Genomic DNA, 14,280 nt, shown 5'->3' with positions numbered 1-14,280 from the left:
TGGCACCACAAGTATGCCTAAAAGCGTTTTATGTCTTGTGCTTCAGCTCTCAGCGTTTTCAAGGCTAAGCTTGTGTGCGTGACTGAATTCGAATCGACGGCATTGCTCACCGATATGTACGAGTTAACAATGTTGCAATCGGCGCTTGCCGACGGCACAGCGTCCCGCAGCTGTACATTCGAGGTTTTCTCCAGGCGGCTTCCCAATGAACGCCGCTATGGTGTTGTCGCAGGAACAGCCCGAGTGCTGGAGGCTATCAAGCATTACCGTTTCACCGAAGAACAACTTGCCAGTCTGACGTTCTTGGACGCCACCACCATCGATTTTTTGCGTTCCTATAAATTCCAAGGGCAAATCGATGGGTACCGGGAAGGCGAGCTCTATTTTCCCAGTTCACCAATTCTTACCATTCGCGGCACGTTCGCTGAGTGCGTCATTCTTGAGACCCTCATTCTTTCCATAATGAATGCGGACTCGGCGGTGGCTTCAGCGGCAGCCCGCATGGTTACGGCAGCGGATGGCCGCCCTATTTTTGAGATGGGTTCCCGTCGCACTCATGAGTACGCGGCCGTGACAGCCGCGCGTGCCGCATACCTTGCAGGTTTTGTGGGGACCTCCAACCTTGAGGCAGTACACCGTTATGGCATTCCGGGTTCCGGCACCGCAGCACACGCGTGGACACTGTTGCACGTTAACGATGACGGCACGCCCAATGAGTCGGCAGCTTTCCAATCGCAGATCAACGTCCTGGGAGTAGGCACCACTCTCTTGGTGGATACCTATGACATCGCCAAAGGCGTTAAAACCGCCATCGAAGTAGCGGGACCACAATTGGGCGCTGTACGCATCGACTCTGGCGATCTGGGTGTGATGACCCGAAAGGTGCGTCAGGAGCTTGATTCCTTAGGGGCTCATAATACCGGCATCGTGGTGAGCTCCGACTTAGATGAGTACGCTATCGCTGGTCTGCGCGGCAACCCCGTCGACGCCTTCGGCGTGGGCACCTCTGTGGTCACCGGTTCTGGGGCGCCTACAGCCGGAATGGTTTATAAGCTCGTGGAAGTAGACGGTCACCCCGTGGCCAAACGCTCCCGAGGCAAAGCCATGGTTGGCGGGACTAAACGGGCTATCCGCACCCACCGTGCCACAGGAACGGCAGTCGAGGAAATCGTGTTCCCTTATGATCACGACACCCCTCAGATCGGACAGCTTAATTCTTATGAGCTCGCCATCCCCCTGATGCGCAATGGGATAGCTGTTGATAATCTGCCAACGCTCGAAGAATCTCGCGCTTATCTAGCAGAACAACTCATAACGCTCCCGTGGGAAGGGCTCGCCCTCAGCAAAGATGAGCCTGTTCTGTCTACTCGATTCATCGGTTTTAAGTAGATACGTGTAACAAAATTAATGCCTTTGGTCGGGCGAGGGCCGTGGGCATCAATGTTGGATGCAACCTCTACACTGTGTCCTATGTCAGATTCGCCCCTTGCTTTGTCTACCGATGAATTATTGGATGCGGCGGTAGCTGCCCTCGGCGGCAGCCGTCGTAACGGCCAAGTATCTATGGCCAACGCGGTGACCAAAGCACTCGAATCAGAGCGGCACCTTGCGGTTCAAGCGGGAACCGGCACCGGTAAATCCTTGGCTTATCTCGTACCAGCACTACGTCACGCTCAGGCTACTGATTCCACGATCATTGTTTCTACTGCCACCATCGCGTTACAACGGCAGCTAGTGGAGCGTGATCTCCCTCGTCTTGCTGATGCCCTCGAACCACACATGAGCAGGCGTCCCACTTTTGCGATAATGAAAGGCCGCGCAAATTACGTCTGCATGAACAAAATTGCTGCGGCCGAAGAACCAGAAGATGCGCTGATCGACGAGGAAGATCTCTCTTGGCTGGGCAAGCACGTAGCACGGATTTATGAATGGGCCAACGAGACCGAAGTCGGCGATCGCGATAGCCTTGATCCCGGTGTTCCGGACTTGGCTTGGCGGCAAGTCAGCGTCAACGCACAGGAATGCATTGGGGCGAGCAGATGCCCACATGGGGAGGAGTGTTTTGCGGAACTAGCGCGCAAAAAAGCCCATGATGTAGACGTCATCGTCACCAATCATGCGTTATTAGCCATCGATGCATTATCCGATGTCAACGTGTTACCCGAGCACGAGGTAGTGATCGTCGACGAGGCTCACGAACTCGATGGCAGGATCACGGCCGTAGCCACAAATGAAATTGGTGTTACTGCATTAACTATGTCTTCGCGCCGGGCGGGAAAACTGGGCGCGGGTGAGAAGGACCAAAAGCTTATTGATATCGCCAAGGAATGGGAAGACGCGATGCTCGCCATAGAGCCGGGCAGACTCACCTCCCTTCCGGACTACCTTAAACAGCAAACAGTAGCGCTTCGTGATGCCATCTGGTCTCTCCGGGAACATATATCCCGAGTTCCAGAAGGAGAAGCAGCAAATGATCCAGAACGGCATGCTGAACGGATGTCTCTCTCCAATCACTTAAATGATCAGCATGATTCGGTGATTCGGGTCCTTTCTGTCTTTGAAGAGGAAGACGCGGCCAGTCAAGAAGACGTGGTGTGGGTGCTTCACGACGAACGCCGCGGCGTCATGATCAAGGTCGCCCCTCTGTCCATCGCGGGGTTGCTTCATACTCGTCTCTTTAGCGAAAACACAGTGGTGTTAGCATCTGCCACATTAAATATCGGCGGAAACTTTAATGCTATGGCTGCCAGCTGGGGACTGCCCAAAGGGTCATGGGACAGCCTCGACGCGGGAACGCCTTTCAATCCCGCCACATCGGGAATCCTCTACACGCCCAATTCACTCCCCGACCCTGGGCGTGATGGCTTAAGCCCCGAGGTTCTCGATGAAATATATGAACTCATCATGGCTGCCGGCGGTCGCACCCTCGGATTATTTTCATCGCGCCGCGCCGCGCAACAAGCCACAGATGCAATGCGCACACGACTCCCCTTCGACGTCCTCTGCCAGGGCGATGACACGACCGGTGCGCTCGTCGAAAAGTTTTCTAAGCAAGAAAACACCTGTCTGTTTGGCACGCTCAGCCTCTGGCAAGGCGTAGACGTTCCGGGAAGATCGTGTTCATTGGTCATCATCGATAGAATCCCATTCCCCCGCCCCGACGATCCGCTGTTGCAAGCCCGTAAAGACGCCGCCGACGCGGATGGTAGAAATGGTTTTATGGAAGTCGCGGCCACCCACGCAGCACTGCTTATTGCTCAGGGGGCCGGCCGATTGCTCAGGTCAGTGACGGACCGCGGTGTGGTGGCCATCCTTGACCGTAGGATTGTGACCAAGCGCTATGGAGCGTTCTTTATCAGATCGCTGCCGGCTTTCTGGCGAACTAACGATCCACAAGTGGTACGCGGTGCTCTGTCGCGTCTCGTGGCTAGGTAACTAAACCAGGGAAAGGATTAACCATGACAGCTCACGTTCCAACCCTGAGCAACGACTCCGTTAAACTACGGCCTTTGCTGCTTTCCGACGCTCATGACCTCACTGCCACCTGTAGAGATCCGCTGACTCAGAAGTACACGACAGTTCCTGCGAACTACACCTTTGCTATGGCAGAAGAATTTATCAAAACTGAGCACGATAATCTGCGATGGGTGATTACAGTTCCCACAAGCGATCGCTTCTGCGGGCAAATTGAGCTACGCTCGCTTGCCACAGAGCATAACGCCATGAATGTGGGGTACATGACTGCCCCATGGGCACGTGGACAAGGACTAATGACCTCAGCACTTCTACTCGCCGTGGATTATGCGTTCTCGCGCTCAGTTCGTCGTATCGAGCTACAAGCAGATTCCCAGAACAAAGCCAGCCAACGTGTCGCAGAAAAAGCGGGGTTCATTCTCATAGACTCGAGCCAGGACACCATGGTCTACTCCTTACTCGCCGATGAATACCACTCTTAATACTCATTTTTCTGTTGAGGCAGCGGAACTCTACGAATCTTTCCCTCTGAGTCATCTGCGGCATCAATATCGGCTCTAGTAATTCCGAGCATATGAAGCACCTCATCCAAAAATGGGGAGTTGACAGAGGTGTCAGCGATCTCCCGCAATGCCGGCTTAGCGTTGAAAGCAATGCCCAAACCGGCAGCAGAGATCATGTCAATATCATTTGCGCCATCGCCCACTGCAACGGTCTGATGCATTTCTATGCCTGATTCCCGGGCGAACTCCTCCAAAAATTCTGCCTTAGCAGCCCTATCGACGATCTTCCCGATCACACGGCCAGTAAGCTTCCCGTCTACGACCTCCAAGGTGTTGGCACGGACATAATCCAGCCCAAGGTCTTCAGCGAGCTCTTCCAGAACCTGGATAAAACCGCCTGATACCACCGCAGTCTTGTACCCCAGCCGTTTCAGGGTTCGAATGGTTGTCCTGGCCCCCGGGGTCAGCTCTATGGAATCAGCAACCTCACCGATGACGCTAGCATCGAGACCTGCTAAGGCTTTGACCCGTTCCCTCAGCGATTCTTCAAAATCCAGCTCACCGCTCATCGCTCGCTCTGTGACTTCGGCCACCTCTTTTTCCCGACCGGCATGTGCTGCAAGCATCTCGATCACCTCGCCAGTGATAAGCGTGGAATCACAATCAAAACAAATGAGACGCTTAGAGCGTCGTAAAAGCCCTGCTCGCTCAATCGCGATATCTACACCCAGCTCCGCCGTGAGCTCAGCCAAGGCTTTTCGCAGAGGCATAGCCGCACCTGGTTCACGCTTGGCAACAGTAATTTTCAGTTCAAGGCCAGTGACTGGATAATCAGAAATGCCACGGATCGTATCGATATTCGCGTCAAAGTTGGCCAAAGTCTGCGCTACGCGCGACAAATCATGAGCTTCCACAGGGTTCCCCAGAATGACCACCTCATGAGTAGAACGTGGACGTGAAGACTGAGCAACTTCTTGCAACTCGATCTTCACATTCTGCCCATACGTCTTCAGAGTCTCCTTGAGCCCGATCTCCAAAATTTCTACCTTTGAAGCCTCGACCCCTGCGAAAACCGCTAACCCTAGAAAACCTCGAAACTGAGACTGCTCAACATCAAGAATTTGCACACCATTAGCGGCCAAAACACGAAAAGCTGCTGCCGACACCCCTTGCCGATCCTGGCCGGAGATCGTAATAACAGCCGGGGTTAACTCTGGGCGAAGACTAACAGTTACTTGAGGCTGGTCCAGTTCAATCACCGATCTATTGTTGCACGAAAGCCCTTCAATTCCTCCCGACGCTCCCCCTGTTTAGCGATGCTGTTTACTTTCCTAACAACGAATACATATCTTGAGCATCTATTAAGTTTCGTACCCTCAAGTCTGGTGCTTGCTCTGCTCATTGTGGGGGTGAGTAATAGGTCCTCCCAGGACAATCATGGTCTAATAAAAAGTGCACTTTCACACCACCGACGAGGGGTTAATGCGATGATTCCAAACGCAGTTTGGGCTGTTTTAGCCCTTTCCGAGGAGTAAAAGTGCAGGTGAGTTAGCTTTTCTCCGCGCACGCGGAGGTAGTTCCGGTGTTGGGTATGTATGCTGATCCGTCTGGTTCTTTTCTCCGCGCACGCGGAGGTAGTTCACCAGTGGGTTCGGGGTTCAAGTCCCTGATGGCGCTTTTCTGTGAAGTCTCGAGACATCGTTCCTATTTGATGTCTCGAGACTTTTCTTTTTGTCAGGGTTCGGTTGGTGCGGATCTTTCAGTAGGTTGCGGTGGTAACTGCGTCCTTTTTCGAGTAGATATCTTCCGAGGATTTCTGTTGTTTCGGGGTTCACTGCGGTGATCTTGTTGTTGAGACAGACGAGAATGATGGGCATTCCGGCGTAGCGGGTTCCGATGTAGAGCTTTTCGGATTCTCCTGCCCATCGCAGGCTTACTTTTCCCGCTGAATCTATGATGTCGTCGGTGATAGCGCGTGGGCTGGTGTGTGGGCAGCGAGATTGTGGCTCGAGGGCTTGGTACCCGCCGGTGTTGTATCGATGAAGGAGCTCTCTGATCCATCTTGTGCTGACCCCGAACATCTCGGCCGCTTGGGTGTGGGTTATTCCGGTTGCGTGGATGGTGTCGATGATGACTTTGTTGAAGGTGTGCTTCTTCGCCATGGTTGGCACGCTAAGAGCGGAAGTATGTCTCGAGACATTCGGCACGGCGGTGCTGGGTCAAAAACTTCGATCAGTGACTGAAGGTGTGGACAACAGGAACGATGTTGTGGCACATCAGTGGGGTGGAATGTGGAAGGATGTCGCGGGACATAGCGGAACTATGTCATGGAACCAGACACCAGTGAGGGCACCAGCGCACAACAAGAAAACCCCACTACTTACCCTGCTCGAAACACTCCACCAACTGCTCGCGCTGATACTCGCTCAACGAACTTCGTGCTCTCAAAGAAAACTACTCCCCACTAGTCGGTAACTGATTTCTCAGTCCAACCAATGGGGAGCAGTTCACCCTGTGAAGGTGGTGGGGTTTTGTGCTACCCCCAAAAAATAAATCCCAGGAGAATTTACATCATGGATCGAGCAGAAAACACTACCGAGCAGGTCACACCAACACTTGACCATGCGGCTGCAAATGCTTCATCACAAGATAAGGAACCAGATACTCCCCCTGAAACCTTTGACCGCAAATACGTTGAAACTTTGACGCGGGGCAGCTAGGTATAGCACAAAGATTAAAGAGCTAGAACCGCTTGCAGCGCGGTGTGGAACCAACAAACTTCGCAAAAATCCATCTAAATGGAACCTAGCTTGCGTGTTTTTCAGTCTATTTTCATTTCCTGCCTCCGCATACGGAGGCAGTTTCATCATAGTGCCTGGATTAAGCCCAAAACGCCTCCCCCACACCTTCATCCCCTACCCCATAACTTAAGAAAATAGAAAAATAAACTGATTATCCGTTTATTTAAAACTGAGCCGATGATATGCTTTTGCGAAAGTTCCCAGTCCATAAGGCTTTAATATGAAAAAATCGAAACTTTTTCTCTGCATGGCATTAACCACTTCATTGGCCACTGCCTCAATACCTGCAACAGCTCAAGAAAGCGACCCCATTACAAAACCGTGGCTGTTCAAAAAATGTGAAGGCTTCTCCGTAGCCATCCAGTCTGTTCATCTAAAAGACAAAGATCAGAGCCGCGTCCCTCGGTGGCTACGCGCTAAACCAAACCTGGGCGACACAGTCAAAGTCCAGTTCAAAGTCACCAACAACAGCTATAGCAATAATGCTGATGCTACTTACCCAAAGGAGGAAGGAAACGCTTACCTTGTTGATGACCCGTTATCGGTGAGAAATGGAGTAGGCGTTACCATTAAGCCCAACCCTATTTACGCATGGTCAAACACCGATCAAAAGAGGAATTTCATTCTCGGACGGGGAGACTCTGTAACGGTTACCTACAATCACACTATTACAGAACAAGATCTGACTAATCGAGGCATCCCAGATGGCCCGAACTATCCAATAAGCAATTCAGGTACGGCAACCCCCGTATGTACCATTTCCCCAGGAATTACGTATAGCTGGTCTCCCCTGTCGCATTTCTTCCCTTGGCTAGCTGGCTTTCTTCGGTCTATTACTTCATTTTTCAGCCGGTAGAGCCACACAAATAAACTCTGCAATCGCTTTGACTAACTTCTAACCAACATGCATGTATGCGTATGGCGCCTGTTCTTAAACAGGCGCCATACGCATAAGAAAGCTGCTAGCACTAAACCAACGCTCACAATAAAAAGTCGAGGCCTAGCTTTCTAGGCCTCGACTTAAGTCAGAGAGTAATCAGCCGCTACTGCGCTTATTTGGCCTTTACAGTGACCGGCTCCACGTGATGCCCTACGTGTGCTTCACGACGCATCCGCTCAACCATATGCGGATAATGAAGCTCAAATGCAGGACGCTCAGAACGAATACGTGGCAGCGAAGTAAAGTTGTGGCGCGGCGGCGGGCAGGAGGTCGCCCACTCCAAGGAGTTTCCGTAGCCCCATGGGTCATCTACAGTAACTACCTCTCCGTAACGCCAAGACTTGATAACGTTCCAGATAAACGGCAGAACAGACATTCCGAGTAGGAACGAGAAGATCGTAGAGATCTGGTTCAGCGTGGTAAAACCGTCGGAATCAAGGTAGTCAGCATAACGGCGTGGCATGCCCTCATTGCCCAACCAGTGCTGCACCAAGAAGGTTCCATGGAAGCCTACAAAGGTAATCCAGAAGTGAATCTTGCCCAGGCGCTCGTCAAGCATGCGTCCGGTCATCTTGGGGAACCAGAAATACACACCAGCGAAGGAAGCAAACACTACGGTACCGAACAAGGTGTAGTGGAAGTGCGCAACCACAAAGTATGTATCAGAGATGTGGAAATCTAGCGGAGGGGAAGCCAGCATGATGCCGGTAAGCCCGCCGAAGAGGAAGGTGACCAGGAAGCCCATAGTCCAGGTCATCGGGGTTTCCCAAGAGACGTGACCCTTCCACATTGTTCCAAGCCAGTTGAAGAACTTCACGCCGGTAGGAACCGAGATCAAGAAGGTCATAAAGGAGAAGAATGGAAGCAGGATGGCACCGGTAACAAACATGTGGTGTGCCCACACTGCCATGGAGAGCGATCCGATGGATAGCGTTGCAAATACCAGGCCGATGTAGCCGAACATTGGCTTACGCGCAAACACTGGAACGATTTCAGAGACGATTCCAAAGAACGGAAGCGCGAGAACATATACCTCAGGGTGCCCGAAGAACCAGAACAGGTGCTGCCACATGATGGCGCCACCGTTACCCGGATCAAAGAGATGCCCGCCGAGTTTACGGTCATACAACACGCCCAGGGCTGCAGCAGTCAAGAGCGGGAAGATCATAAGGACCAGAACCGAAGCAACAAAGATGTTCCAGCAGAAAATTGGCATGCGGAACATGGTCATGCCAGGAGCGCGCATGCAAAGGATCGTGGTGATCATGTTGATAGCGGAGGAAATCGTGCCCACACCAGTTGCACCAACGCCAACGATCCACATATCCGAGCCGATACCCGGGGAGTGAATAGAGTCTGCCAGCGGTAGGTACATTGTCCAACCGAAGTCCGCAGCGCCGCCAGGGGTGAGGAAGCCCGAGAGCATAGCAGCTGCGCCAATCATGGTGACCCAGAAACCAAAAGCATTGAGGCGAGGGAATGCAACATCCGGCGCGCCGATCTGCAGTGGCAGGATGTAGTTAGCAAAGCCCCACACGATGGGAGTACCAAACAGAAGCAGCATCACTGTGCCGTGCATAGTGAATAGCTGGTTGAACTGCTCGTTTGAAAGATACTGCAGCCCCGGCGAGAAAAGCTCCGCACGGATAAGCAGTGCCATAAGTCCACCAAGGAAGAAGAACACAAAGGACATGATGATGTACATGATGCCCAATTGCTTGTGATCGGTGGTGGTTAGCATTTTCCAGGCCAGAGTGCCCTTGCGGGCACCGCCGGTCGGCGCGGGCCTTGTTGGCTCAGAGTAATCCTCGAGCCTCGGCGCCACAGCGGTCATACGATCCTCCTGACTTGTGAGCCGCCTCGCCTTAAGTGACGAAGACGACTAAATTTACACTGCCCCATCTTATGGCAGCGTAAGTATGTAAGCCAGCCACAGCGGGCTGGAATTCAGCTAAGTTTATGCGCGATGACCTGCAAAACGAAATGCCTATCTGGGGTTTTACAAAACTAAACAATCAATTCTGCTAAAAATACGGCATTTTCCAGATAGTTCCAGTGATACGCACCACATAGCAAAGTAGGTACGTATTTATACATCACCCCCACAAGCTCCCCTACCTCACCCCCAGCGGTTATCAATCCAAAGGATGAATAGAGTGTCAGTTCACCCTTTCCGCCCCAGAGCATTCCCCTTAAAGACCTCGCACGCCCAGGCCCCAATCACCCCTTCCCTCATAAGCAAAACCGCCGCACAAGAGGAATCCCCTAAGAATTTTGTGCGGCGGTTTTCTAACTTTTTCTATTAGAAGTCCCAGTCGTCGTCTGTAGTGTTTTCAGCCTTGCCAATTACATAGGAGGAACCAGATCCAGAGAAGAAATCATGATTCTCATCGGCATTAGGCGACAGAGCCGAAAGAATTGCTGGCGAAACTTTGCACTCGTCGGCAGGGAACAACCCCTCATAGCCCAAGTTATTAAGCGCCTTGTTTGCGTTATACCGCAAGAAGCGCTTTACGTCTTCCGTCCAGCCTAGATCGTCGTAAAGATCTTCAGTGTATTGAATCTCGTTATCATAGAGATCATAGAGGAGGTCGAACGTATACTCCTTTAATTCTTCCTGACGCTCCGGCGTTTGCTCCCTGACCGCCTGCTGATACTTGTATCCGATGTAGTAGCCATGCACAGCCTCGTCACGGATAATCAGTCGAATAATATCCGCCGTATTAGTCAGCTTGGCATGGCTCGACCAGTACATGGGCAGATAAAAGCCTGAATAGAATAGGAATGACTCCAGAAGCGTCGAGGCTACCTTCCGCTTCAGCGGGTCAGCACCCTCATAGTAGGAAAGAACAATTTTGGCTTTTTTCTGAAGGTTCTCATTCTCTTCAGACCAACGGAATGCCTCATTAATCTCTTTAGTGGAGGCGAGCGTCATAAAGATATTGGAATAAGACTTAGCATGAACGCTTTCCATGAAGGCAATATTGGTATACACAGCCTCCTCATGCGGAGTAATAGCATCCGGGATCATGGAAACGGCACCCACCGTCCCCTGGATAGTGTCCAGCATGGTCAAACCGGTAAAGACCCGCATGGTCGTGGTCTTCTCCAGGTCATTGAGAGTTCCCCAGCTCTTCAGATCATTAGAGACCGGAACTTTTTCAGGAAGCCAGAAGTTACCGGTCAACCGGTCCCATACCTCAAGATCCTTTTCATCAGGAATGCTATTCCAGTTAATCGCAGAGACCGGTTTTTTATGTGATTCGAGATAAGAATCGTAAGACTCCACCGTTTCACCTTTCCTACTTGGGGATTCATCACCCATCAGGCAACCAAGCATGCCGTTTTCAACACACAACAGCTAGCCCGATACACAGATCCAGGGCGACTTATTACCCGTCGACTCTACCCCACAGTAAATCAAAAGGCTCTATGAGTCCCATCTTTCAAGAGATGATCAATCGTCCAGAAATAGTCAATAATGTTATCTTAATCACACAATATTGCTGCCCCATAGGATGGCTTACCCTAAGTTGATTTTAGGTAACCGTTTAAGCTGGCCACTCAAAAAATGTGGCCTTTACCACCTTCTAGCTTTTCATTTCACTTTCAGTAGCATCTCACCACTCGACAAAATTTCTATCATTAAGTTAGGCAACCCAACAAGAAAAATCCCTGTTATGCTGGGCTAACTTAAGATGACACATCCAATATTGCTGCTTAGTATCGCTTCCATGAGTATCAACGAAAAACTAGCAGCAGCACTAAACAACCAGATCACCGCTGAACTTGAAGCTTCCATGGTTTATCTTCAGCTTTCCTACATCCTGGATGATCTTTCCCTCACCGGAATGCGCAACTGGATGCAGGCTCAGCACAAGGAAGAACTGGACCACGCAGCTCAGTTCTCCAAGCACCTTCTTGACCGCGACTACCGCCCTCAGATCGGCGACATCGCACCGCCAAAGCTCGATGCTAATTCCGCAGTCGAAGCTTTTGAGGCTTCCCTCGCACATGAGCAGAAGGTCACCGCCATGATCCGCGAGCTCGCAGAGATTGCAGACTCCGTGAAGGATTACGACTCACGCCCCCTCATCGACCGCTTCCTGGAAGAGCAGATTGAAGAGGAAGCAAACGTCAAGGAGATCCTGGACCGCCTGCGCATCGCCGATACCGGCTCCGGAATCTTGCGTATCGACGCCGAGCTCGCCGAGCGCTAAGCCGTTCAACGCACGCTTATAATAATGGGGATGGCCCCACCACAAAGTGGTGGGGCCATCCCCATTATTCAGTTAGAGCATGCAGCTTACGCAGCCTTCTACTTCAGTTCCCATCAGCGCTACCTGCCGCAAACGGATGTAGTACAAGGTCTTGATGCCTTTTCTCCAAGCATAAATCTGTGCACGGTTAATATCCCGAGTAGTCGCACTGTCTTTAAAGAACAATGTCAATGACAACCCCTGATCAACATACTTCGTCGCTACGGCATACGTATCAATGACTTTTTCAAAGCCAATCTCATAGGCATCCGCAAAGTAATCAAGGTTCTCATTATCCATATGGGGCGCTGGATAATAAACGCGACCGATCTTGCCTTCTTTCCTAATCTCAATCTTGGATGCGATTGGGTGGATAGAAGAGGTTGAGTGATTGATATAAGAAATCGATCCCGTCGGTGGTACCGCCTGAAGATAACGGTTATAGAGACCATGAGCAGCCACAGAGTCTTTAAGATCTGCCCAATCGGCGGCCGTAGGCGTATAGATCGAAGAATCAGCAAAAATCTTTGCTACCTTTTCGGTCTTCGGCGCAAAATCCGCAGGGTCAAAACCATCAAAGTACTCGCCAGTCGCGTACTTGGAGGTCTCAAAGCCAACAAAAGTACGTCCACGCTCGCGAGCCAGTTTGTTGGAGGCTACCAAGCATTGGTAGAGAACAGCGGCAAAGTAAGCGTTGGTAAAGTCGAGCCCCTCTTCAGAGCCATAATAAATGTGCTCGCGGCCAAGATAGCCGTGGAGATTCATCTGACCAAGCCCGATAGCATGCGCGGCGTCGTTACCTTTACGGATCGACGGAACCGAGTTAATAGCGGTCTGTTCGGAGACGGCAGTGAGCCCGCGGATCGCTGTCTCAATGGTCTTGGCAAAGTCCGGCGAGTCCATTGTCATCGCAATGTTCAATGAACCCAAGTTACAAGAAATGTCTTCGCCGACTTCCTCATACGTAAGATCATCGTTAAACAGAGATGGCGTATTAACCTGAAGGATCTCGGAACAGAGATTAGACATGTTCACTCGCCCCTCGATGGGGTTTGCCTTATTCACTGTGTCCTCGAACATGATGTACGGATAACCAGATTCAAATTGAATCTCTGCGATGGTCTGGAAGAACTCACGCGCATTGATCTTGCTCTTGCGAATCCTAGGATCCTCAACCATCTCCGCATAGTGCTCGCTAACAGAGATATCTGCAAAAGCTTTACCGTAGACCCGCTCAACGTCATAGGGACTGAACAGGTACATGTCGTCGTTACGCTTAGCCAGCTCAAAAGTGATATCCGGAATCACTACGCCTAGTGAAAGCGTCTTGATACGGATTTTTTCATCTGCATTTTCGCGCTTAGTGTCCAGGAAATTAAGGATGTCTGGGTGGTGTGCGTTGAGATACACAGCACCTGCACCCTGGCGCGCACCAAGCTGATTTGCGTAGGAGAAAGAGTCTTCAAGCAATTTCATCACTGGGATAACGCCGGAAGATTGATTCTCAATCTTTTTAATTGGCGCGCCCGCCTCGCGCAGATTGCTTAGGAGCAGGGCAACGCCGCCGCCTCGCTTGGACAGCTGCAGTGCAGAGTTAATGGAACGCCCGATGGACTCCATGTTGTCCTCGATACGCAGCAGGAAGCAGGATACGGGCTCACCGCGCTGTGCTTTGCCGGAGTTAAGGAAGGTAGGGGTAGCAGGCTGGAATCGACCAGTCATGATCTCATCGACGAGGTTACGAGCAAGGTTCTGGTCGCCGTCGGCAAGCGTAAGCGCCACCATGCATACGCGGTCCTCAAAGCGCTCAAGATAACGGCGGCCGTCGAAAGTCTTTAGCGTGTAGGAGGTGTAGTACTTATATGCGCCAAGGAATGACTTAAAACGGAACTTGTGGGCATACGCCTGCTTAAAGAGGTCCTTGATAAACGCGAACTCGTACTTCTCAATAATTCCGGGCTCGTAGTAGTTGTTCTCAACCAAATACTCAATCTTTTCCTCAAGATCGTGGAAAAAGACGGTGTTTTGGTTAACATGCTGCAGGAAGAACTGATTGGCAGCTTCACGATCCTTATCAAACTGGATCTTTCCATCCGCGTTATAAAGATTGAGTAGCGCGTTAAGCGCATGGTAGTCGAGTTGTTCGGTGCGAGACACCGGCTCAGCAACGTGTTTTCCCAAAGATTGCGACACGAAGAAACCTTTACCTTTTCAAATAATGGTGATGTGCGGATATAGAAAATGTTATGAAATTAGAGTCTTCTCGGAGTCAGTCCTCACAGAGAAGGCGAGTATTACATGGC

Annotated in this window: 11 protein-coding genes; 6 read left to right on the top strand and 5 right to left on the bottom strand. The window is 51.2% G+C overall.

Annotated elements, in window-relative coordinates; genetic code table 11:
- Nucleotides 1-30: 30 nt before the first annotated feature.
- The 3 genes from CpATCC19410_RS04850 to CpATCC19410_RS04840 are packed head-to-tail and all read left to right on the top strand — an operon-like array spanning nt 31 to nt 3,956.
- A complete protein-coding gene (locus tag CpATCC19410_RS04850) occupies nt 31-1,389 on the top strand; it encodes a nicotinate phosphoribosyltransferase (protein ID WP_013242518.1) in 1,359 nt (452 codons plus the stop codon).
- Nucleotides 1,390-1,440: 51 nt separating this feature from the next.
- Nucleotides 1,441-3,435: an ATP-dependent DNA helicase gene (locus tag CpATCC19410_RS04845; protein ID WP_013242519.1), complete on the top strand. Its 1,995-nt coding sequence runs from the start codon at nt 1,441-1,443 to the stop codon at nt 3,433-3,435.
- Between the two features lie 23 nt (nt 3,436-3,458).
- Nucleotides 3,459-3,956: a GNAT family N-acetyltransferase gene (locus CpATCC19410_RS04840; protein ID WP_014401346.1), complete on the top strand. Its 498-nt coding sequence runs from the start codon at nt 3,459-3,461 to the stop codon at nt 3,954-3,956.
- Here the strand turns inward: CpATCC19410_RS04840 and serB are convergent.
- Nucleotides 3,953-5,236: a phosphoserine phosphatase SerB gene (gene serB / locus CpATCC19410_RS04835; protein ID WP_013242521.1), complete on the bottom strand. Its 1,284-nt coding sequence runs from the start codon at nt 5,234-5,236 to the stop codon at nt 3,953-3,955. The two genes, CpATCC19410_RS04840 and serB, sit on opposite strands and share 4 nt — an antisense overlap.
- A 399-nt stretch (nt 5,237-5,635) precedes the next feature.
- Nucleotides 5,636-6,139: a helix-turn-helix domain-containing protein gene (locus CpATCC19410_RS04830; RefSeq protein WP_014522462.1), complete on the bottom strand. Its 504-nt coding sequence runs from the start codon at nt 6,137-6,139 to the stop codon at nt 5,636-5,638.
- 411 nt (nt 6,140-6,550) lie between these two features.
- On the opposite strand from CpATCC19410_RS04830, the gene CpATCC19410_RS04825 reads away from it, so the two are divergent.
- Entirely contained in the window at nt 6,551-6,697 is a 147-nt protein-coding gene (locus tag CpATCC19410_RS04825; protein ID WP_013242522.1) for a hypothetical protein, read from the top strand.
- 301 nt (nt 6,698-6,998) lie between these two features.
- Nucleotides 6,999-7,634: a hypothetical protein gene (locus CpATCC19410_RS04820; RefSeq protein ID WP_014300909.1), complete on the top strand. Its 636-nt coding sequence runs from the start codon at nt 6,999-7,001 to the stop codon at nt 7,632-7,634.
- Nucleotides 7,635-7,830: 196 nt separating this feature from the next.
- Here the strand turns inward: CpATCC19410_RS04820 and ctaD are convergent, their stop codons facing one another.
- Nucleotides 7,831-9,552, bottom strand: a complete 1,722-nt coding sequence (ctaD, locus tag CpATCC19410_RS04815; protein ID WP_013242523.1) for an aa3-type cytochrome oxidase subunit I — start codon at nt 9,550-9,552, stop codon at nt 7,831-7,833.
- 468 nt (nt 9,553-10,020) lie between these two features.
- The gene (gene nrdF, locus CpATCC19410_RS04805; protein WP_042437289.1) at nt 10,021-11,043 is read right to left on the bottom strand and encodes a class 1b ribonucleoside-diphosphate reductase subunit beta; all 1,023 of its coding nucleotides are present in this window, start codon (nt 11,041-11,043) and stop codon (nt 10,021-10,023) included.
- Nucleotides 11,044-11,452: 409 nt separating this feature from the next.
- On the opposite strand from nrdF, the gene CpATCC19410_RS04800 reads away from it, so the two are divergent.
- The gene (locus CpATCC19410_RS04800) at nt 11,453-11,938 is read left to right on the top strand and encodes a ferritin (protein WP_014367533.1); all 486 of its coding nucleotides are present in this window, start codon (nt 11,453-11,455) and stop codon (nt 11,936-11,938) included.
- A gap of 72 nt (nt 11,939-12,010) precedes the next feature.
- Here CpATCC19410_RS04800 and nrdE read toward each other — a convergent pair whose 3' ends face one another.
- Nucleotides 12,011-14,170 carry a class 1b ribonucleoside-diphosphate reductase subunit alpha gene (nrdE, locus tag CpATCC19410_RS04795; protein ID WP_013242526.1) on the bottom strand — a complete coding sequence of 720 codons (2,160 nt, stop codon included), beginning with the start codon at nt 14,168-14,170 and terminating at the stop codon, nt 12,011-12,013.
- Between the last annotated feature and the right edge of the window lie 110 nt (nt 14,171-14,280).

Source organism: Corynebacterium pseudotuberculosis (assembly GCF_002155265.1).
GTDB lineage: Bacteria > Actinomycetota > Actinomycetes > Mycobacteriales > Mycobacteriaceae > Corynebacterium > Corynebacterium pseudotuberculosis.
This window is presented reverse-complemented; position numbering and strand designations above follow the sequence as displayed.

What these genes read in the sequence shown, in the direction of transcription:
- CpATCC19410_RS04825 (WP_013242522.1), top strand. Translation starts at nt 6,551, where the DNA reads ATGGATCGAGCAGAAAACACTACCGAGCAGGTCACACCAACACTTGAC.
- CpATCC19410_RS04820 (WP_014300909.1), top strand. Translation starts at nt 6,999, where the DNA reads ATGAAAAAATCGAAACTTTTTCTCTGCATGGCATTAACCACTTCATTG.
- ctaD (WP_013242523.1), bottom strand. Translation starts at nt 9,552, where the DNA reads ATGACCGCTGTGGCGCCGAGGCTCGAGGATTACTCTGAGCCAACAAGG.
- CpATCC19410_RS04800 (WP_014367533.1), top strand. Translation starts at nt 11,453, where the DNA reads ATGAGTATCAACGAAAAACTAGCAGCAGCACTAAACAACCAGATCACC.
- CpATCC19410_RS04845 (WP_013242519.1), top strand. Translation starts at nt 1,441, where the DNA reads ATGTTGGATGCAACCTCTACACTGTGTCCTATGTCAGATTCGCCCCTT.
- CpATCC19410_RS04830 (WP_014522462.1), bottom strand. Translation starts at nt 6,139, where the DNA reads ATGGCGAAGAAGCACACCTTCAACAAAGTCATCATCGACACCATCCAC.
- nrdF (WP_042437289.1), bottom strand. Translation starts at nt 11,043, where the DNA reads ATGGGTGATGAATCCCCAAGTAGGAAAGGTGAAACGGTGGAGTCTTAC.
- CpATCC19410_RS04840 (WP_014401346.1), top strand. Translation starts at nt 3,459, where the DNA reads ATGACAGCTCACGTTCCAACCCTGAGCAACGACTCCGTTAAACTACGG.
- CpATCC19410_RS04850 (WP_013242518.1), top strand. Translation starts at nt 31, where the DNA reads ATGTCTTGTGCTTCAGCTCTCAGCGTTTTCAAGGCTAAGCTTGTGTGC.